Origin of the sequence: Rhodoferax sp. (genome assembly GCF_028688795.1) — a bacterium.
GTDB lineage: Bacteria > Pseudomonadota > Gammaproteobacteria > Burkholderiales > Burkholderiaceae_C > Rhodoferax.
This window is the reverse complement of the sequence record NZ_JAQTXM010000009.1, coordinates 1-18,461: the sequence shown is the minus strand read 5'-3', so window position 1 is coordinate 18,461 and position 18,461 is coordinate 1. Positions and strand designations below refer to the sequence as shown.

Below are 18,461 nucleotides of genomic sequence, written 5' to 3'. Positions count from 1 at the left end.
GGTGTGCGCTCTTTATTTTGTAGCTGTTTGCGCTGGTTTTACTTGGTCTACAGCATCATTTTTCTTAGAAGCCTCGACCACGCGCACCAAGTCACCATCGCTCAAGAAGCTGCCGCCGCTGGCTACCAGCTGGTCCTCGGGTTTGACGCCGCTTTGAAGCTCGATGTGGTCGCCCAGCACCCGGCCGGTTTGCACCTTGAGCTGGCTGACCCGGTGGTCTGCGCCCACGCGGTAGACATAGCTGAAGCCGTCACGTACGACCACGGCAGTTTGCGGCACGGTGAGCGCGGCAGATTGCCCCAGCTCAAACTCGCCACGCGCAAACATGCCGGGTTTGAAGCTGGCACCCACGCTTGCCGTGGCGTTGCCTTGTGCAGGCAATGACCCGGGCAACAGGTCCACATACACCAGGCCATTGCGGGTGGCGGCATCCACGGTGGGGGCCAGCATGCGCACCCGGCCTTTTGCTTGTGCGCCGCCGGGGGCGGTCACCAGCACCGCTGTGCCCACGTTGATGCGGCTCAACTCGGCTGAGGTCACCTCGCCGCGCCACTCCAGGCGGCCTTGGCGAATGAGCTTGAACAGCTCGGTGCCCGCGCCCAGCACCGCGCCCACCGTGGCGTTGCGGCTGGAGATGATGCCGCTGTCCGGGGCCAGCACCTGAGTTTGTTTGAGTCGAAGTTGTTGCGCATCGAGCTGGGCCTGGGCCGAGGCCACGCGGGCTTTGCCGGTTTGTTCCTGCGTCAGATACTGGTTGATTTGCTGGGCGCTGAGGGCACCCGTGCCCTGCACGGCGCGGGCGCGGTCGGCGTTGGCGGCGGCGTCAAGGGCGTTGGCCTGGGCCTCAAGCACACCGGCACGGGCCAGGGCCACATCGGCTTGCACGCTCTCGGTGGCAAAGGTGGCCAGCACCTGGCCGCCTTTGACGCGGTCACCCACGCTAGCACGCAACTCGGCCACGCGCAGGCCGCCGGCCTCGGTCCCGATGCTGGCCTCTTGCCAGGCGGCTACGCTGCCGTTAGCGGCCAGCTTGATCGGCAACGAGCCGCTGCGAGCCTGAATGACAGCGACGGTGAGTGAGGGTTTTGCGGCGCTGGCAGGGGCTTTTGAGGCCTCTGGCGCGGCGCTTGTCGTGCTTGATGGCTGCACGGCCCAAAACCCCAAAGCCCCCAGGCCAATCAGTGCAGCGGCCAGCAGGCCCAGGGTGAGGGGTTTGAAAGTGAGGTGGTTCATGGTGTGTGTCGTGAAAACAAGGTTTCAAAAAAAGAGGTTCAAAGCGTGACCAAGTTGGCATCAAAGCCACCACCCAATGCGCGGTACAGCGCCACCCAGGCACGGTTGCGATCCAGTGCCAGCGACAGTTGCGCCGATTGCGCGGCCAGTGCCGTGCGGCGGGCGTCTTCCAGCTCGACCAGACTGGCCAAGCCCTGGCCATAGCGGGCTTGTGTGGCTTGCAGCGACTCGGCATAACCCGTGGTGGCGACATCTGCATTGAGCCTGCGAGCGTCGGTGCTTTGCAGGTTCACCAGGGCTTCTTCCACCTCACGCACGGCTTGGCGCACTTTGGCGCGGTACACCGCCACGGCCTGGGTGTAGTTGGCCTCGGCAGCGGTCACATTGGCGGCGCGCTGGCCGCCATCAAACAGCGGCACGGTTAACGCCAGCGGGCCAAACGACCAGGTGTCCAGGCTGGTGGTGCTGCCCTGGCTGGTGGACCGCAGTGCGCCAATGGCGCCGTTTAACGTCAGGCGCGGGTAACGTTGTGCCTTGGCCGCGCCCACTTGTGCGCTGGCTACCACCACGTCGCGCTCGGCGGCAAACACATCGGGCCGCTGCGTGAGCGTTTGCGCAGGCACACTTGCTATTAAAAAAGGTGCTGCTAGCGCTTTCCCCATAAGGGCTAGCGGTAGTTTTTTCGTTATAACTGGCTCAGTCATGCCAGTCAGGGCCACCAGCGCCTTGGTGTCCAGGTCGCACGCTGCCGCTTGTTGTGTGACACGGCTGCTGCTCTCAGCGGCGCTAGCACGGGCCAGGGCGGCGCTGGCCCGTGCGGCAAACCCGGCCCGGGCGCTGATGTCCGACAAGCGCGCAGTTTCCTGCCGCGAGGCCGCGTCTTGCTGTGCCACCACCAGCAACTGCTGGCAGGTGCGCAGGCTGAAATAAGTATTGGCCACCTCAGCCGCCACCGACACGCGGGCATCGTGCCACTGGGCCTGGCTGCCCAGCAGTTGGGCATCGGCGGCATGGCTGACGGCGCGGTTGGCGCCCACCAGGTCAAGTTCCCAGGCGGCTTGCAGGCCGATGCTCTGGGTGGTGGCCAGCGGCACATTGGGCTGGCTCACACCCCGGCTGACGCTGGCAGATGCATCCAGGCTGGGCAGCAGAGCAGCATTGGCTGATGCGCGAGAGGCGCGCGCCGATGCCACCCGCGCCAGGGCTTGCGCCACCGTGGGGCTCACCGCTTGCGCGGCGTCGATCAGTTCAACCAGCAGCGGGTCGCCTTGGTTCTTCCACCACTGATTCAGCGAACCCACCATGCCTTGGTGCGGCAGCGGGGCTTGCCATTGCGGCGCGACAAGGGCATCGACCTGGGTCGGTGGCATCAGGTTGGCGCAGCCGGTCAGGCCGAGCGCCAGCACCAAGGTCAGCAAGCTGAGTTGTTGAGAAAAGGGGGGCATCGTGATCATCCTGTTGTGTGGTGCGCCTGTAGCGTTGGCAAACCTCTGGCTGTGGTTTTGCGCCAGCGCCTGCTGCGGCTTGGGGAAGTGCCTGGCTGGGTGTGGCGCAGTACAAGGTGCGGATTCTAGAAAGGCTTACCCGGAGACCTTGTGACAAACGCGCTCCGGGCGCAAGGGTATCAAGATTTTTGGTGCGGCGTGATGGGCCAGCTGGTAACCGCTTTGTATTTCGGGGCCAGGCGAGCGCTTCATAATGGCTGCATGAACCAACTTGACGCTCTCAAACAATTCACCACCGTGGTGGCCGACACTGGCGATTTCAAACAAATTGAAGCCTTTCAGCCCACCGATGCCACCACCAACCCGTCGCTGATCCTAAAAGCAGTGCAAAAGCCCGAGTACCGCTCGCTGCTGGATGACGCAGTGGCGCAATACCGGGGCCGTGCCCTGGACGAGATCACCGACCGCCTGCTGGTGCGTTTTGGCTGCGAGATTTTGTCCATCGTGCCGGGCCGCGTGTCGACCGAAGTGGACGCACGTCTGAGCTTTGATACCAATGCCAGCGTGGCTCGCGCCGAGCGGCTGATTGAGCTGTACCAGGCGCAAGGCATTCACATTGACCGCGTGCTGATCAAGGTGGCGGCCACCTGGGAAGGCATTCAGGCGGCGGCCGAGCTGGAGCAAAAAGGCATCCACACCAACCTGACGCTGCTGTTCTCGCACTGCCAAGCGGTGGCTTGTGGCCAGGCCAAAGTGCAACTGATTTCGCCCTTTGTCGGGCGCATTTACGACTGGTACAAAAAGACAGCTGGTGCGGCGTGGGTCGAGGCAGAGCACAGCGGTGCCAATGACCCCGGCGTGCAATCGGTGACGCAAATCTACAACTACTACAAGAAGTTTGGTATTGCCACCGAGGTGATGGGCGCAAGCTTTCGCAACGTTGGCCAGATCACCGCGCTGGCCGGTTGTGATTTGCTCACCATCAGCCCCGAGCTTTTGGCACAGCTGGCTGCCAGCTCGGCCGCGCTGCCACGCGCGCTGGATGCCAGTGCTGCAAAGTCGCTGGATTTGCCGCACCTGAGCTATGACGAAGCCACGTTCCGCTTTGCCCTGAACCAGGATGCCATGGCCACCGAGAAACTGGCCGAGGGCATTCGCGCGTTTTGTGTCGATGCGGGCAAGCTCGACCAGATGTTGCAAGCTGCCTAAAAAGGAGATCGCATGAACCGAATCCGTTGTGACCGCACCCCCGCCTGGGGTGAATTAAAGAATACGTTTGACGCCGCAGGTTCGACTTTTGACTTGCGAACCGCTTTTGCAGCTGATGCAAAGCGTTTTGGCAACTTCAGCCAAACGGCGCCGCATGTGTTTGCCGACCTGTCCAAAAACCGGATCGATGCAGCCACCGAGCAGTTGTTGATGACGCTGGCGCGCCAAACCGGCCTGGAGGCGCACCGTGACGCCATGTTTGCGGGCGAGGCCATCAACACCACCGAAGAGCGTGCCGTGATGCACTGGTTGTTAAGAACACCCCCTTCTGACCCCGCCATGCCAGCCCAGTCGGTGCACCGGCACATGACTGAGACGCTACACGGCGTGCACACCACGCTCGATGCCATGCTGGCCTACGCCGAACAGGTGCGCGCGGACGCGGCCATCACCGATGTGGTCAACATCGGCATCGGCGGCTCTGATTTGGGGCCACAAATGGCGGTGCTGGCGCTGGACGAATTTGTGTTGCCCGGCAAACGTTTTCACTTTGTCTCCAATGTAGACGGCCATGAACTGGCTGCGGTGCTGCGCAAAGTGAAACCTGAGAGCACCTTGTTTCTGGTGGCCAGCAAGACGTTCACCACCATCGAGACCATGACCAACGCGCAGTCGGCCAAGGCCTGGTTCGAGTCCCAGGGTGGCACGGACATTGCCCGTCACTTTGCCGCGCTGACCACCAACGTGACCGCAGCCAACGCCTTTGGCATCAGCACCACCTTTGGTTTCTGGGATTGGGTCGGCGGACGTTATTCGGTGTGGTCAGCCATTGGCTTGCCGCTGGCGATGGCCATTGGGGCGCAGGGCTTCAGGGAATTTCTGGCCGGTGCGCACGACATGGACGAACACTTTCGCACCACGCCACTGGCGCAAAACCTGCCGGTGCGCCTGGGCCTGCTCGATGTGTGGTACCGCAACTTTCATGGCTTCACCAGCCGCAGCGTCGCGCCCTACCATGCGGCATTGAAGCGCTACCCGGCGTATTTGCAGCAGCTGGAGATGGAGAGCAATGGCAAACGTGTGGATGCCGATCGCCAGGCCTTGCCCTTCGCCACCTCGCCGGTGGTCTGGGGCGAACCCGGCACCAACGGCCAGCACGCCTATTTTCAGATGCTGCACCAGGGCACGGACGTGGTGCCAGTGGAGTTTGTCGCCGTCAAAACGCCCAAACACACACTCAAAGGACACCACACCTTGCTGCTGGCCAATGCCCTGGCACAAGCGCAGGCGCTGATGCTTGGTAAATCAGATGCAGGTGGCCACAAACACTTCACCGGCAACCGGCCCAGCACGTTTTTGCTGCTGGAAGAACTCAACCCAACGTCGCTCGGCGCGTTGATTGCGCTGCAGGAGCACCGCGTGTTTGTCAGCGGCAGTGTCTGGGGTACCAACAGTTTTGACCAATGGGGTGTGGAGCTTGGCAAGGTGCTGGCCAAGGATGTAGAGAAACGCCTGATCAGCGGTGACGCTGCTGGTCTGGATGCTTCTACAGCGGGCTTGCTGGCACGTCTTCGGAGCTGACTTCATGACAACCAGGCCTTGCTGACACCGTGGGACTCAGCCCGCCGTGGCACTCAACTCCGCGGCTGTCCCCCGGCCTTCGGCCTCCTCCTTGATGCCGCTGCGTTGAATGCCACGTCAATCTGAGTCTAGAAGCACTTTCAGTATGACAAGCCGATTTTTGCATCGCGTTGCAAACGTAAACTCCGCCCGTTTCGCCTTATTGGCTTGACAGGTAATGGGCGGCAAAGCTGCGCAAAGTGGCCTGGTACAGCGCCGGGTTGACCTGGTCCAGATCGCTGTGCGCCGCGCCTGCAATCGTGAGCCACTGCTTGGGCGCGTTGGCTGCCGCAAACAGCTGCTGGCCCAGGCGGATTGGAATGGTGTTGTCCAGCTCGCCATGCAGCATCAGCAGCGGCGCCTGCACCTGGCCGATTTTTTCAATCGAGGCAAACCGCTCGCGGTTGAACAGATTGACCAGGCTCGCCAGCCAGCCTGAGGCATGTGCCACATCGGTGAAGCTGGTGAAGGCAGATTCCAATACCAGACCGCCGTAATCGATCGGAAACTGCAGGCGGCTGGCCAGGCCAACGGCCACGCCGCTGCCCATGGAATGGCCATAAATCACTCGTTTGCTGGCCTTGGGCTGGTGTTTGACAAGCTCGGCCCAGGCCAGCTGCGCATCAACCATGATGCTGGCTTCCGAGGGGGTGATTGGGCTGCTTTCGCCCCAGCCGCGGTAGTCCACCGCCAGCACCGAAAACCCGGCTTGGCGTAGCGCGTCGATCTTGTGCGCATTGCCAAACAAATTGCGAAAGGTGCCGTGCAAGTACAGCAGCGTGGGCGCGTCAGGCGAGGCGTGTGGCAGCCACCAGATCGCCAGGCGTTGTGACTGGCCCTCTGGGTTGGGCACGTTCACAACATAGCGCGTGTCGCCCGCGCGCAAGCCGTTGAAATCTACCGGCACGCCAGCAGACGGGCGGTAAATGATTTGCCGCTGGTGGCCGTCCAGCCAAGCGCAGCCACTGCTGCCAAGCAGCGCCAACAGCATCAGCCAATGGACAACAACCGCCGTTACACTGTGCCCCGTTTGTCTCTTGTCGTTCAGTTTTAACCCCATGAAAAAATTTATACAACTCGCTGTTGCGCTGATTGTGGCCCAGCAAGCACCTTTGGCCTTGGCCCAAACTGAAAGCAGCTGGCTGGCCGAACCTGGCATGAAGCTGCAATGGCAAATGAGCCCCTACAGCTACCACTTTTCACCCAGCGATGACCACAAGCCGGTCTTCATGGTGGGCATTGAGCGTGAGCACACCAGCGGCAAGCTTGACGGGTTGACCTATTTCAGCAACTCGTTCGGCCAGGATTGCGTCTACATCTACCCTTGGGGCGGTGTTTACAAAAACATTTTGGGCGTTGCGCCCTTGTCGTTCAAGTGGACGGCTGGCCTGCTTTACGGCTACAAAGTGCCGTATGAAAACAAGGTGCCGCTGAATTACAAAGGCTTTTCACCGGGCGCCATCATCGCCCTGGCGTACGAATTCAAACCCGGCTGGTCTGCCCAAATCAACGCGCTGGGCACGGCTGCACTGATGGTTCAACTGAACGTACCGTTCAATTAAATTTATAAGAAATCAGCCTCTAGCCCTTATGAAATAAGTGTGAGTAGCTATAAATAAAATAGTAAAAAACCCCGCAAAGCTTTCGCTTTGCGGGGTTTTTTTGTCAGCCGGGAAGTGCTGGCAAAGCGTTGCGCAATCGCGCGAAACCTAGGCGCGTCGCCGCTGACAGTGCGAACCGCACGGCAAGGCGACGCAACAACGGTGTCGCGTGATTTCGCTACGCTTTACATGCCCATGCCACCCATGCCGCCCATGCCACCCATGTCGCCACCACCCATGCCGCCAGCCGAGTCATCCTTTGGAGACTCAGAGATCATGCATTCAGTGGTCAACATCAAGGACGCCACAGACGCTGCGTTTTGCAGTGCGGTGCGGGTCACTTTGGTTGGGTCCAGGATACCCATTTCGATCATGTCGCCGTAGGTGTCGTTGGCAGCATTGAAACCGTAGTTGCCCTTGCCGGCCAACACCGCATTCACCACCACAGAGGCTTCGCCGCCGGCGTTGTAAACGATTTCGCGCAGGGGCGCTTCGATGGCTTTCAGCACCAAGGCAATGCCGTGGTCCTGGTCAGCGTTGTCGCCCTTGATGGCACCAGCAGTTTGCTTGGCGCGCAACAGAGCCACGCCGCCACCAGCCACGATGCCTTCTTCCACAGCAGCGCGGGTAGCGTGCAGTGCGTCTTCAACGCGGGCTTTCTTTTCTTTCATTTCGACTTCGGTGGCAGCGCCAACCTTGATCACGGCAACACCGCCAGCCAACTTGGCCACGCGTTCTTGCAGTTTTTCACGGTCGTAGTCAGAAGTGGCTTCTTCGATTTGCACGCGCACTTGTTTCACGCGGGCTTCGATGTCAGCAGCTGGGCCAGCACCGTCGATGATGATGGTGTTTTCCTTGCTCACTTCGATGCGCTTGGCAGAACCCAGATCAGCCAAAGTCACTTTTTCAAGTGTCAGGCCAACTTCTTCAGCAATGACCTTACCACCGGTCAAGATGGCGATGTCTTCCAACATGGCCTTGCGACGGTCACCAAAGCCTGGAGCCTTGACAGCCACAACTTTCAGGATGCCACGGATGGTGTTGACCACCAAAGTTGCCAGGGCTTCGCCATCGACATCTTCAGCAATGATCAACAGGGGGCGGCCCGACTTGGCGACTTGCTCAAGGGTAGGCAGCAGGTCACGGATGTTGCTGATCTTCTTGTCAAACAGCAGCACAAATGGGTTGTCCAGCAAAGCCGATTGTTTTTCCGGGTTGTTGATGAAGTAAGGCGACAGGTAACCGCGGTCAAACTGCATGCCTTCAACGACTTCGAGTTCGCTGTCGAGAGACTTGCCGTCTTCTACAGTGATCACGCCTTCTTTGCCCACTTTGTCCATCGCATCAGCAATGATCTTGCCAATGGTTTCGTCAGAGTTGGCAGAAATCGAACCAACTTGGGCGATTTCTTTGGAAGTGGTGGTGGCTTTGGAAGCCTTCTTCAGCTCGCCGATCAACACAGTCACAGCCTTGTCGATGCCGCGCTTCAGATCCATCGGGTTCATGCCGGCGGCCACGTATTTCATGCCTTCGCGAACGATGGCTTGTGCCAGCACGGTGGCGGTGGTGGTGCCGTCACCAGCGATGTCAGAAGTCTTGGAGGCAACTTCCTTGACCATCTGCGCACCCATGTTTTGCAGCTTGTCCTTGAGTTCGATTTCCTTGGCCACGGACACACCGTCCTTGGTCACGGTAGGGGCGCCGAAAGAGCGCTCCAGCACCACGTTACGGCCTTTAGGGCCCAAAGTCACTTTGACCGCGTTGGCCAAAATGTTCACGCCTTCAACCATGCGTGCGCGGGCTTCGCCGCCGAAAATTACGTCTTTTGCTGCCATGTGATGACTCCAGAATATTTAAGTTAATTGACTGCTAGCCCGCTTGTATATTGCGTGACTAGCTATTGAATTGATATCTTTAATCAGTTGAGGACAGTGCAACCGGGTGCTTTGCACGTCGGCCGGTCCGTCCCGCAATGAAATTATTTTTCAACAACAGCGAACAGGTCGTCTTCTTTCATGACAAGGAGTTCGTCGCCGTCAACCTTGACGGTTTGGCCGCTGTACTTGCCGAACAACACGCGGTCGCCAACTTTCACGCTCATCGCGCCGAGTTCACCCTTGTCGTTTTTCTTGCCTGGGCCAACGGCCAAGACTTCGCCTTGATCAGGCTTTTCAGCAGCGCTGTCAGGAATAACGATGCCAGAAGCAGTTTTGGTTTCGTTTTCAACGCGTTTGACAATCACGCGGTCATGCAGGGGACGAAGTTTCATAGTGACTCCTATAGGGTTTAAATCAAGGGGTTTAACAACACAGGCCGCACAACGGTTGGTGTGTGGCCCTGTAACTTTTAGAGTGATGGCGGACAGCCTGGGCTGTTAGCACTCAACTCCAACGAGTGCTAATGATAAGGGCGTTTGGCTGGCTTTCAAGCCCCTGACTTGCGATTGACCTCACTTCAGCTACTGAATCGCCGATCCTGCGGTGCAGGGTTGGGACTAAACAGCAGCAGCAGGGCCGCGAACACCAAAATGCCGACCACCAGCTGAAACGGCCGCAGGTTGCTGCCATCGGGCAGGACCATCACCGGGATCACCAAAGACCAGGCGTTCACGGCGGTATGCAGCACCAGTACCGGCAGCACGCTGCCTTCGGTGCGGTTGAAGAGCCAGGCAAACAGCACCGACGAGGCCATGGCGCTCAGCGCATACAGACCCATCGGCAGGTGGCTCTGCACGGTCCCCGCGCTGTAGAAAAGCGGCACATGCCAAAGCGTCCACACACCACCCAGCACCAGGCTGGCGATGCGCCACCCCCATTGACGCTGCAAGACGGGCAAGGCGTAGCCGCGCCAACCCAACTCCTCACCCAGCGGGCCGCCCAGCACCACATGGGCAGCTGCTGCCAGACCCATGAAGCCGACCGGAAAGAAGAAGGCCAGTGCCAGCCAGCGCCACCCGACCCGCCACTGCAGGCAGCGGCTCAACCAGCGACGCAGGCCGCCCCGACCGCCTTGGTAGGCAACCACGGCCACTGCTGCCAGGCTCGGCCCGAACCCGCCAGCCAAGGCGAGTGCTGTCGCCGCCACTGGCGCTTCGGTCTGCAACAGCGGCGCAAGCAGCCAAAAGGACCATGACCACGCGAAGGCCAGCACAAAAAAAGCCAACACCGACGCCGGTGCCGCCACGGCTTCATTGGGCGCGGCTGACCGGACCATCATGGCGCGAACTCATGGCTCAGCAGCGTGACAGTACCCTTAAAGTAGGGCTTGCACCCTCCTGGTCGCATCCAAGCCACTTCGCCGGCGAATGGCGTCGACATGCCGTTATGGGTCTGGTAGTTCGAGAAGCGGCCTTCCCAAGGTGCCTGGACCATGACCTTGCCCACCATGCCGCCCCGAGCCTCGGCTCGGAACGATTCGATCAGGCCAGCGTCGTCAAAGCGAAAAAGCAGCGTCAGCGAGACGGGGCCGTCGACCAGCGTGGCGTTTGCCGACCGGTCGTCGACCGCTTGCCATCGCACGCCCTGGCTGGGCAACAGCGCAGTCGGGTACCAGGCTGCCTCGGCGAACCAGCGCATGAACTCGCCGCGTGCCATGTCCTCACCGCCTTGCATGTCGGCCATCGTGAACAAGCCTTGGGCGCTGGCCTTCAGCAGTCCATTGCCGACGATGTAGCTGTCGACCACGCGCATCGTCAATCCCGGCAGCAACGCCATTTGGGCATCCCACAAGAAACCCGGACGTCGAGTGATGACGCGCTGACGCGACGTGAACGGCACCCACCGATCGCCGGTGGTGGACAGGTTGAAGGTACCGGTCATCTGGATCGTGGCAGCCGTGACGATGGCCTGGCCGGGCGTGAGTACGGCGCGGAAGTAGCGCTGCACGGGCACGGGCAGGCCCTCGATCTCGCGTGCGTCGTAGTGCGCTGAAACGGGCGAAAAACGCCCCGCTTCGAGGCGAGCCCTCAACATTTGTGTCGACTCGGCCCATCGCATTGAACCGACAACCGTCAAGCCGATGGCAATGATCGCGAGCGCAGCGGTCATGAGAGCAAGCCAGGTGAACCAAGTCATGTGAGGGCCTTCCGTGTTGGGCTTGGTCAGACCAGCACAGCCTCAACCGGCCGCCGCAGTGAGCATGGCAGCGCCGGGCCGCGGCCAAAGCGCACGACGAGGTCGGGGCGCTGCTCGGTCAGACCCAGTGCGGCGGCGAAGGGCGGACGCAGTGCAGCCACTTCAACCGGCTGGTTCAAGAAGGCGTTGCGGATGCCCAGTGCAGTGGCCTGCAGCGCAAAGCGCTCGTAGCACCGCCCTACCTCCACCCAGTGCGCCCTGTCGGCGGCAAGGCCCACAAACACCGCGATCCCGGCGGAACTGCGCACCTGCTGCGCATATTTGTCGTTCTCGGCCTTCGGGGTGAAGATCCAGCGAAACGCCACGTCGCCAATCCATGACGGGATGTTGGGATTGCCCGAGGTCAGGCTGTACAACCCGTCGCGTGTGCGAACGGCCTCGGCGCCATTGAAGCGGATCCAGGCCTTCAGCTCCTTGACGAAGGCTGCGTCGGCCATTTGCGCCGTGTTGCCTTGAATCACGTAGTCCAGTGCCTGTTCCATCGCCGGGCGGTCAGTCAGCAGCAGCAGGCGCACGGTGTCCGAACTTCCAGCACGGTGCAACATGGCCAGCTCTTCGCTTGAAAGGGGCTGGCCGTCATAGTCACCGCGTGTGCATTGGCGCTCGGGAATCGCCGTGAACAGGGTCGAGGTTTTGGCGCGTGTGGGTTCAAGCACGACGCGTATGACGTCGCGTACCGCATCGAACTGCGCGCTGTCCTGCAAGCCGTGCGCCAACGCAGCTTGGACAAGGTTCTCGGTGGCGCAGCCCAGCGAGACAAAGACGTGATGATCGTCCGGGTCTACCGCAGGGCATCGACGCGACAGATCGGGCTGGATGGTGATGGAACGGCCGCTGGTGTCGAGGGCAAACTGCCAGCACTGTGTATTGTGGCTGGAAGGAGCCAGCGTGGCGAGGCGCACCAGTTCCCGACCGAGCGCAGCGCCATTGAGACCCGTCACGGCACCCAACTGCCAGGTGCGTTGGGCGACCGCTTCGTAGCCGTCCGCCGCAGGCTCCGGGAAGCAGCCTGACAAAGCCAGCGGAGCGGCCAACAGGCACGGGGTCGAAGCTGCAAACTGTCTGCGTGTGATCATGATTTCAATGTCCGAAGTTGTCAACCCGCGGTCGCCAGCAAAGCGACGCTCACCGCGCTGGCGGCAATCTGAATCTTCAACAGTTGGGACAGGCTCGTCCGTGCGATGCCGAACATTCGGCCCAGACCACCTGGAGCCGATCAAATCAGCTTGGGACGCTGATCGCGGGCACGACTGACTAAACGTAAGGCAACAGGGCCTTGGCAGCCTCAATGCGCAGGCGCAGCTCAGTGGCGGGGTCGTTCATCACCGAAAGCAAAAAGCGTTTGGGCGCGGAATCATTGGGTGATGGCAATGGTGACGAAGCTGTATCACGAACGGGCGGCGCACTGGCCGGTTGGAGCCGGTCTTGTGCGCGCTGAAAGTCGGCACTCTGGATGCTCTCAAAACCAGACAGGATATTGGCTTGGGCATCCGGGCTGGGGGCGAGGTCAAGCCACGGCTCAGTGGCGAACATGCCCGCCAACCCAGGGGCCACAAATGCAGACCAATGGCCGGAGTCGACCTGCAGCGCGGGTACCAACCTGGCGTGCCGGGCCAGCCCTGGTGCAGAAGCATCAGCGGCCGGGCTCATGCCGATGTGCCGTGGGGCAATCGCGCCCAGATAGCGCTGGCGCAGCAACTCAAGAAAATCATGCGCCTGTGCCACCGGTATCGGTTGGGCCATTGAAAACCAGACCTGGTAGCCGTCGATGCCCGACACCGCAATGGCCGGGGCCGGTAAATCAAGGTCGTCCTGAACACCTTGCCACAGCGCTGCAACGCCGTCCCAGCCGACGGGCTGGGTGACGTCCATGACCATGGCGCGAACCTGTCCGCTGGCGTTGACCAGCCCGGGGCCTGCGCCTGCCGGAGCCTGGCCTTCAGGCTGCGGGTCGGGTGAGAGGTAGAGGCGGCACAGCTCGGTTTGCAGTCGATTCATGGTGTGATGGGGTGTGGGGCATGTGGCCGCGGAGGTACGGACGGTTTTGACTCTACTCGATCACAAAAAAGTTGCAGCGCTTTGTGTATTCGCACACAGACGGCACATTCTGGGTTGTCCCATCATGCGCGGGTTGAGATAATTTTCAACTGCCACTTTCTTCAAGGAGTTCACTATGTCTGCAGTTTCAACCCGTCGCCGCTTCATCGAAATCATGCCCTTTGCGGGTGTGGCCTTGCTGGCCGCCTGTTCGCCCAAGGTCGAGCCGCCGCCTGCCGTTGTCAACACCCCAGCGCCACCACCAGTCGCCGCAACGCCGGCGCCCACACCACCGGTGGTGCAAGAGGCCGCGCCGGCTGCTTCGGCCATGCCGCTGGTTGACGAAACGGCCGCACAGGCCGTGGCCTTGGGCTATGTGGCAAACCACACCCGCGCCGATACCGTCAAATTCAAGTCCTACGTGGTGGGCAATCAGTGCAGCACTTGCGCCCTTTACTTGGGCAAGGCCGGTGATGCCGAGGGTCCTTGCCCGCTGTTTCCGGGCAAACACGTGGCCGCTGTCGGCTGGTGCAATTCCTGGGTCAAGAAGGCCTGACCTCACCGGCAGCCATTGCTGCCCCGCTTGGCATTGCCCGTGGCTCCAACGCATCCGCTGTTCCTCAGGCACACTTCATGCCCTGACTTGAACTGCGAGCTTTGACCATGATCTATGCCCTCCTGAAAACCCTGCACCTGCTGTCCATCATTGTCTGGATTGGCGGCATGGTGTTTGCCCATTTCTTTTTGCGCCCGGCTGTGGCGGAGCTGGAGCCCGGTGTGCGCGTGCGGCTGATGCACGCGGTGCTGGGGCGGTTTTTTGCAGCGGTGCTGGCGTCTGCGACGCTGGCATTGGTCACCGGAGGCTGGATGATTGGCCGCATGGCACGGCAAATGGCGCAGTCGGGCGTGCGCTTCAACATGCCGATTGAGTGGATGGTCATGGCTACATTGGGCATTGTGATGATGCTGATTTTTGGCCACATCCGGTTCTCCTTGTACAAGCGCCTGACCCGCGCAGTGCAGGCTGCCGACTGGCCAGCCGGTGCTGCCGCGTTGGCGCAGATTCGCCTTTGGGTGCTGGTCAACCTGGGGCTGGGCGTGCTGATTGTTTTGGTGACGCTGCTCGGCGCATCAAGCTAAGCAAGCCCCATGAATCCAGACGCACAACACCTGTGGCGCGCGCCGCGCTGGGCGCTGGCGGTGCTGCTGGCCACGCTGGGCATGCTCGGGCCGTTTTCCATCGACACCTACATTCCGGCCTTTGCCGGTATTGCCACCTCGCTGGACGCCACACCGCTGCAAATGCAGCAAACGCTCTCGGCGTATCTGTTTGGTTTTGCTTTCATGAGCCTGTTTCATGGCGCCTTGTCGGACAGCGTGGGGCGTCGACCGGTGGTGCTTTGGGGGCTGGCGGCCTTTACGCTGGCGTCGATGGGTTGCGCGCTGTCGCAAAGCATTGGACAGCTGGTGTTTTTCAGGGCGGTGCAGGGCTTGACCACCGGCGCCGGCATTGTGGTGTCACGCGCCGTGGTGCGAGACATGTTCCCGCCGGCTGCCGCGCAAAAGGTCATGAGCCAGATCACCATTTATTTTGGCGTGGCACCGGCCATTGCGCCCATGGTGGGCGGGGTGCTGTTTGCCCACCTGGGCTGGCACGCGGTGTTCTGGTTTTTAACCGGCGTGGGCGTGGTGCTGTGGGCGGCCAATTACAAGCTGCTGCCCGAAACCCTGCATGTGATGCAGCGCCAGCCGCTCAAGGTGAGCAACTTGTTGCAGGGCTACTGGAAGCTGGGGCGTGACCCGCGTTTCTTCTTGCTGGCGCTGGCCAGTGGCATCCCCTTCAACGGCATGTTTTTGTATGTGTTGTCGGCCCCGGTGTTTTTGGGTGAACACATGGCGCTGCTCCCGACGCAGTTTTTCTGGTTTTTTGTGCTCACCATCAGCGGCATCATGGCCGGGGCCTGGGTCAGTGGCCGCATGGCGGGACGGCTGGCACCCAAACAGCAAATCAAATACGGTTTTTCCATCATGCTCAGCATCGCGGTCATTAATCTGCTGGCCAATCTGCTGTTCAAGGCGCATGTGTCATGGGCACTTTTCCCGGTGGCCATCTTTTCTTTTGGCTGGGCCATGATGGTGCCGGTGGTGACCCTGCTGGTGCTCGATTTACACCCGGAGCGCCGTGGCATGGCGTCAAGCCTGCAAGCTTTCATTGGATCAAGCGCCAACGGTTTGGTGGCGGGCCTGATTGCACCACTGGTGATGCATTCCACCGTGGGGCTGGCTGCTGCCTCGCTGGCGATGCTGTCTGTCGGTGTGCTGGCCTGGGTGGGACTGCACAAACGCTGGCCCGAAATTGGCCGGGTGATTGAGCACCCGGTGGACTGAAGCCGTTGGCTGCAGCCTTGGTCAGTGGGCAGGCTGGGCCTGTAACACCAGATCAATCCGGCGCTGAATCTGCTGGGCTGCTGCTGTATTGCCTACGGTCTGGGCACGCTTAAGCTGCACGCCCAGCCACGCCAGCAGTGGCCTGCGCCAGCCTTGACTAGATGCTTTTTCGACCGACAGCCCAATATCTACGGGCGATAGGAGCTCTTTTTGTAATAGCACGCCAGCCGCAATCAGGCTTGAGAGCGGGTCTTGGATCTGGCTTAACTGGCTGTTGGCCGCAGCAGAAGGTGCGCCTGGGCTGGCCACCAAACCCTGGTAGGCCACGGGCAGCAGCTTGGCATCAAGCCCCGCCCAGTGGCCGCTGAGGAAGGCGGCGTAGGCCTGCTCTGGTGGTTTGGCATCGGCGGCCAGCGCCAGGTAGCCGGTGCAGGGTTCAAGCACCAAGCTGGCCACCTGTGCGGCACATCGCACCAGCTCCAGGCGCGCCATCAGGTCGGGGCGGCCGGTGCGTGACACCTCGACTTTGGCACGGGCAAATTCAAGGTCTGCCACGCGGGTGTTGCCTTCCAGATAGGCCGACGAATAGTTGCCGAGCGCCGCAAAGGCGTTGGCTTGCCAGTCGGGTGGCGGCGGCTGGCTGGCGCAGGCGCCCAGCAGCAGGGCACACAGAGTGAGTAAAGACTTCTTCATGGCAGTTTGATCTCGGTGTCGCGTGCAAACGGCCATTTGCGGTTGATCTCGTTGGTGAGCTGGCTGACCTTGCGCAGGCTGGCTTCGACCTCGGCGCGCAGCGTGCCCAGATCAGTGGTGGCAACGCGGGTGTTGGCGCCCACGGCCTGCGCCTCGACCAGCACGGCGTCCACCTTGCTCAGCGTCAGGCGGGCGTCCTGCAGCACCAGCGTGAGCTGCCGGGCGGTCTCAGCTGAGGTGTCGAGCGTGGTTTTGGCGCTGCTGATGGCACCCTGGGCACCGTCTATCACGCCGCCGCTGCCAAACACACGTTGGTCGGCCTTGGTCAGCAAGGCGTTGGTGCGCTCCAACGTGGCGATGATTTTTTGCGCGTTGTCTTCGCTGCCCAGCACGCCGGTCAACACGCCATAACGGCCGGTCATGCGTTCGGTGGTGGTTTTGATGTGTTTCAGGCTGGCGTTCAGACTGGACTCGGCGCTGGTCATGCTCTCCAGGTTTTCCAGAATGGCACGGGCGCTGGCCACCAAGCGCGGGATTTCGGCCGCGGTGTCGCCACGCAGCACCTCGCGTTCTGCACCTGCAGGCAGTGGCGGGTCAGTCAGGATGCCGCTGAAGGCGCGGATGCGGGTGTCGCCCACCATGCCGCGTTCCATGGTGAAAATGCTGCTGGTGCGCAGCCAGCGTGCGTCCTTGAGCGGCACGTCAATCACCATGCGGACTTTGCCGTCGGCGGCGAGCTCAATGCGGCGCACACGGCCAATGGGAAAGCCCGAAAACGTCAGGTCCATGCCGACAATCACGCCCTCGGAATCATCCGAGACCAACACCAGCTGCTGGGTGGTCTCGAACACGCCGCGGGCGTACATCACGTACAGCAAAAAGCCCAGAATCACTATGGCGACGGCTGTCAGCAGCAGCCCGGCCTTGCGTTCCAGGTGGGCCATTGGCTCGGTGGGGGGAGAAGGTTCAGCAGGGTTCATAAATTCAGATGTATTTGACCACCAGCGAGGCGCCTTCCAGCATCAGCAGCACCAAAAACAGCCGCACCGCACCGGGCTGCATGGTGCTGGTGGTGGATGGCGCCTGCAGGCTGGCGGCCATCGGCACCACGGCTACCGCCAGGCTGAACAAGAACACCTTGAGCATGAAACCCAGGCTCACCGACAGGTCAAACACCTGCCCCACAGTGCGGGTAAAGCCCGGCAAACCCCAGGGCGACAGGCCATACACCGTGAGGTAGGTGAGTACCAGCACGATCACGCTGTTGACCATGGCCAGGGTCAACACCGAGAACGATTCAGCCAGCACGCGCGGTGCCAGCACATTGCGCAGGTGCTGCGGGTCCAGATCATGCAGGCCACGAATGCGCGCCACCTGTGTCACAGGCAGGATGCCCGCGTTGAACGCCAAACCGCTGCGCAGGGCAACAAACATGGCTGCGGCCAAGGGGATGAGTTCCAGCACCAGCACCCGCACCACCATTTGCAGCGCGTACTGCGACAAGCCATAGCTCAAAGCCGTGACAACCACGATGCGGATCAACACCAAGCTCAGCAGCGCCGCCAAGCTGGTGAACCACGGCAACACTTGCCAGGTGGTGATGACCAGTTGGCGCGCAGTAGCGGCCCGAAACAAGGCGCTGTAGGTGCTGGGTGTCAGCGCCAACGCCAGCACCGCAGCCCCCAGTTGCAGCATGAACCACCAGCTGGCCAGCTGGCGCTGCGCCGACACGCGCCAACGGGTAAAGCGGTTGGGGTGAACAGGGTTGGCAGGCATGGGCAGATCATAAAGACTTGCGTCAAACCGGCCTACCACGGCAGTGTGGCGTGGCATGACAAGCGTCAAGCCGGCATCAATTTTTTTGGTGGGCACGCTTTTGCACCTCGGCTGGGTCTTCAAAATACTGTTTATTTATACAGTAATTTAGTGTCTAATGGTGTTTTGAAAGGATGGAACCTGCGATGGCTTTGTTGGATTTATCCGAGATTGTTCATTAGGATTTTTTAGCCGAATCTGCGAATGCCAAAGGCTCACCGGCATTGGCCCAAAGCCCCTCAAACCAAGGCCTTCGCTTGCGTGCCACAGCCAGTCGAAACGTCTGC

At 61.1% G+C, this 18,461-nt stretch carries 18 protein-coding genes; 6 read left to right on the top strand and 12 right to left on the bottom strand.

Annotated elements, in window-relative coordinates:
* Positions 1–12: 12 nt before the first annotated feature.
* Entirely contained in the window at positions 13–1,233 is a 1,221-nt protein-coding gene (locus PHQ58_RS08515) for an efflux RND transporter periplasmic adaptor subunit (protein WP_300109809.1), read from the bottom strand.
* A 38-nt stretch (positions 1,234–1,271) separates the two neighbouring features.
* Positions 1,272–2,678, bottom strand: a complete 1,407-nt coding sequence (locus PHQ58_RS08510; protein WP_300109806.1) for an efflux transporter outer membrane subunit — start codon at positions 2,676–2,678, stop codon at positions 1,272–1,274.
* A gap of 261 nt (positions 2,679–2,939) precedes the next feature.
* Here PHQ58_RS08510 and tal point away from each other — a divergent pair, with 261 nt between their 5' ends.
* Together tal and pgi are read left to right on the top strand one after the other, a co-directional pair.
* Positions 2,940–3,887 (top strand): transaldolase, encoded by a 948-nt coding sequence (tal, locus tag PHQ58_RS08505; RefSeq protein ID WP_300109803.1) that lies wholly within the window; start codon positions 2,940–2,942, stop codon positions 3,885–3,887.
* A 12-nt stretch (positions 3,888–3,899) separates the two neighbouring features.
* Positions 3,900–5,468 (top strand): glucose-6-phosphate isomerase, encoded by a 1,569-nt coding sequence (gene pgi, locus PHQ58_RS08500; protein ID WP_300109799.1) that lies wholly within the window; start codon positions 3,900–3,902, stop codon positions 5,466–5,468.
* A gap of 199 nt (positions 5,469–5,667) precedes the next feature.
* Here the strand turns inward: pgi and PHQ58_RS08495 are convergent, their stop codons facing one another.
* Positions 5,668–6,567: an alpha/beta fold hydrolase gene (locus PHQ58_RS08495; RefSeq protein WP_300109796.1), complete on the bottom strand. Its 900-nt coding sequence runs from the start codon at positions 6,565–6,567 to the stop codon at positions 5,668–5,670.
* On the opposite strand from PHQ58_RS08495, the gene PHQ58_RS08490 reads away from it, so the two are divergent.
* A complete protein-coding gene (locus tag PHQ58_RS08490) occupies positions 6,566–7,069 on the top strand; it encodes a hypothetical protein (RefSeq protein ID WP_300109793.1) in 504 nt (167 codons plus the stop codon). The genes PHQ58_RS08495 and PHQ58_RS08490 overlap by 2 nt on opposite strands.
* A gap of 224 nt (positions 7,070–7,293) precedes the next feature.
* Here PHQ58_RS08490 and groL read toward each other — a convergent pair whose 3' ends face one another.
* The 6 genes from groL to PHQ58_RS08460 all read right to left on the bottom strand — a co-directional run bounded on the left by groL (position 7,294) and on the right by PHQ58_RS08460 (position 13,239).
* Positions 7,294–8,943 carry a chaperonin GroEL gene (gene groL, locus PHQ58_RS08485; protein ID WP_300109791.1) on the bottom strand — a complete coding sequence of 550 codons (1,650 nt, stop codon included), beginning with the start codon at positions 8,941–8,943 and terminating at the stop codon, positions 7,294–7,296.
* Positions 8,944–9,086: 143 nt separating this feature from the next.
* Positions 9,087–9,377, bottom strand: a complete 291-nt coding sequence (locus PHQ58_RS08480) for a co-chaperone GroES (protein WP_022775333.1) — start codon at positions 9,375–9,377, stop codon at positions 9,087–9,089.
* 185 nt (positions 9,378–9,562) lie between these two features.
* Complete coding sequence (locus PHQ58_RS08475; RefSeq protein ID WP_300109784.1) at positions 9,563–10,324, bottom strand: CPBP family intramembrane glutamic endopeptidase; 762 nt, start codon at positions 10,322–10,324, stop codon at positions 9,563–9,565.
* Positions 10,321–11,181, bottom strand: a complete 861-nt coding sequence (locus PHQ58_RS08470) for a DUF6544 family protein (RefSeq protein WP_300109781.1) — start codon at positions 11,179–11,181, stop codon at positions 10,321–10,323. Before PHQ58_RS08470 ends, PHQ58_RS08475 begins: the two co-directional genes overlap by 4 nt.
* A gap of 26 nt (positions 11,182–11,207) precedes the next feature.
* Entirely contained in the window at positions 11,208–12,317 is a 1,110-nt protein-coding gene (locus tag PHQ58_RS08465) for a Tat pathway signal protein (RefSeq protein ID WP_300109778.1), read from the bottom strand.
* Positions 12,318–12,495: 178 nt separating this feature from the next.
* Entirely contained in the window at positions 12,496–13,239 is a 744-nt protein-coding gene (locus tag PHQ58_RS08460) for a hypothetical protein (protein ID WP_300109776.1), read from the bottom strand.
* Positions 13,240–13,414: 175 nt separating this feature from the next.
* On the opposite strand from PHQ58_RS08460, the gene PHQ58_RS08455 reads away from it, so the two are divergent.
* The 3 genes from PHQ58_RS08455 (at position 13,415) to PHQ58_RS08445 (ending at position 15,666) form a co-directional block, all read left to right on the top strand.
* Complete coding sequence (locus tag PHQ58_RS08455) at positions 13,415–13,834, top strand: high-potential iron-sulfur protein (RefSeq protein WP_300109773.1); 420 nt, start codon at positions 13,415–13,417, stop codon at positions 13,832–13,834.
* Positions 13,835–13,941: 107 nt separating this feature from the next.
* On the top strand, positions 13,942–14,418 hold the full coding sequence (locus tag PHQ58_RS08450; protein WP_300109771.1) for a CopD family protein: 477 nt from the start codon (positions 13,942–13,944) through the stop codon (positions 14,416–14,418).
* A 9-nt stretch (positions 14,419–14,427) separates the two neighbouring features.
* Positions 14,428–15,666 (top strand): multidrug effflux MFS transporter, encoded by a 1,239-nt coding sequence (locus PHQ58_RS08445; protein WP_300109768.1) that lies wholly within the window; start codon positions 14,428–14,430, stop codon positions 15,664–15,666.
* Positions 15,667–15,687: 21 nt separating this feature from the next.
* On the opposite strand, the gene PHQ58_RS08440 is transcribed toward PHQ58_RS08445, so the two are convergent.
* Genes PHQ58_RS08440 through PHQ58_RS08430 form a run of 3 tightly spaced genes read right to left on the bottom strand, consistent with a single transcriptional unit; the run spans position 15,688 to position 18,231 of the window.
* Positions 15,688–16,359, bottom strand: coding sequence for a hypothetical protein (locus PHQ58_RS08440; RefSeq protein WP_300109765.1), 672 nt, complete (start codon positions 16,357–16,359; stop codon positions 15,688–15,690).
* On the bottom strand, positions 16,356–17,339 hold the full coding sequence (locus tag PHQ58_RS08435) for a mammalian cell entry protein (RefSeq protein WP_300109762.1): 984 nt from the start codon (positions 17,337–17,339) through the stop codon (positions 16,356–16,358). Before PHQ58_RS08435 ends, PHQ58_RS08440 begins: the two co-directional genes overlap by 4 nt.
* A gap of 4 nt (positions 17,340–17,343) precedes the next feature.
* Positions 17,344–18,231, bottom strand: a complete 888-nt coding sequence (locus PHQ58_RS08430; protein ID WP_300109759.1) for an ABC transporter permease — start codon at positions 18,229–18,231, stop codon at positions 17,344–17,346.
* Between the last annotated feature and the right edge of the window lie 230 nt (positions 18,232–18,461).

What these genes read in the sequence shown, in the direction of transcription:
- PHQ58_RS08455 (WP_300109773.1), top strand. Translation starts at nt 13,415, where the DNA reads ATGTCTGCAGTTTCAACCCGTCGCCGCTTCATCGAAATCATGCCCTTT.
- PHQ58_RS08495 (WP_300109796.1), bottom strand. Translation starts at nt 6,567, where the DNA reads ATGGGGTTAAAACTGAACGACAAGAGACAAACGGGGCACAGTGTAACG.
- PHQ58_RS08460 (WP_300109776.1), bottom strand. Translation starts at nt 13,239, where the DNA reads ATGAATCGACTGCAAACCGAGCTGTGCCGCCTCTACCTCTCACCCGAC.
- groL (WP_300109791.1), bottom strand. Translation starts at nt 8,943, where the DNA reads ATGGCAGCAAAAGACGTAATTTTCGGCGGCGAAGCCCGCGCACGCATG.
- PHQ58_RS08465 (WP_300109778.1), bottom strand. Translation starts at nt 12,317, where the DNA reads ATGATCACACGCAGACAGTTTGCAGCTTCGACCCCGTGCCTGTTGGCC.
- PHQ58_RS08435 (WP_300109762.1), bottom strand. Translation starts at nt 17,339, where the DNA reads ATGAACCCTGCTGAACCTTCTCCCCCCACCGAGCCAATGGCCCACCTG.
- PHQ58_RS08475 (WP_300109784.1), bottom strand. Translation starts at nt 10,324, where the DNA reads ATGATGGTCCGGTCAGCCGCGCCCAATGAAGCCGTGGCGGCACCGGCG.
- PHQ58_RS08515 (WP_300109809.1), bottom strand. Translation starts at nt 1,233, where the DNA reads ATGAACCACCTCACTTTCAAACCCCTCACCCTGGGCCTGCTGGCCGCT.
- tal (WP_300109803.1), top strand. Translation starts at nt 2,940, where the DNA reads ATGAACCAACTTGACGCTCTCAAACAATTCACCACCGTGGTGGCCGAC.
- PHQ58_RS08490 (WP_300109793.1), top strand. Translation starts at nt 6,566, where the DNA reads ATGAAAAAATTTATACAACTCGCTGTTGCGCTGATTGTGGCCCAGCAA.
- PHQ58_RS08510 (WP_300109806.1), bottom strand. Translation starts at nt 2,678, where the DNA reads ATGCCCCCCTTTTCTCAACAACTCAGCTTGCTGACCTTGGTGCTGGCG.
- PHQ58_RS08470 (WP_300109781.1), bottom strand. Translation starts at nt 11,181, where the DNA reads ATGACTTGGTTCACCTGGCTTGCTCTCATGACCGCTGCGCTCGCGATC.
- PHQ58_RS08450 (WP_300109771.1), top strand. Translation starts at nt 13,942, where the DNA reads ATGATCTATGCCCTCCTGAAAACCCTGCACCTGCTGTCCATCATTGTC.
- PHQ58_RS08480 (WP_022775333.1), bottom strand. Translation starts at nt 9,377, where the DNA reads ATGAAACTTCGTCCCCTGCATGACCGCGTGATTGTCAAACGCGTTGAA.
- PHQ58_RS08440 (WP_300109765.1), bottom strand. Translation starts at nt 16,359, where the DNA reads ATGAAGAAGTCTTTACTCACTCTGTGTGCCCTGCTGCTGGGCGCCTGC.
- pgi (WP_300109799.1), top strand. Translation starts at nt 3,900, where the DNA reads ATGAACCGAATCCGTTGTGACCGCACCCCCGCCTGGGGTGAATTAAAG.
- PHQ58_RS08445 (WP_300109768.1), top strand. Translation starts at nt 14,428, where the DNA reads ATGAATCCAGACGCACAACACCTGTGGCGCGCGCCGCGCTGGGCGCTG.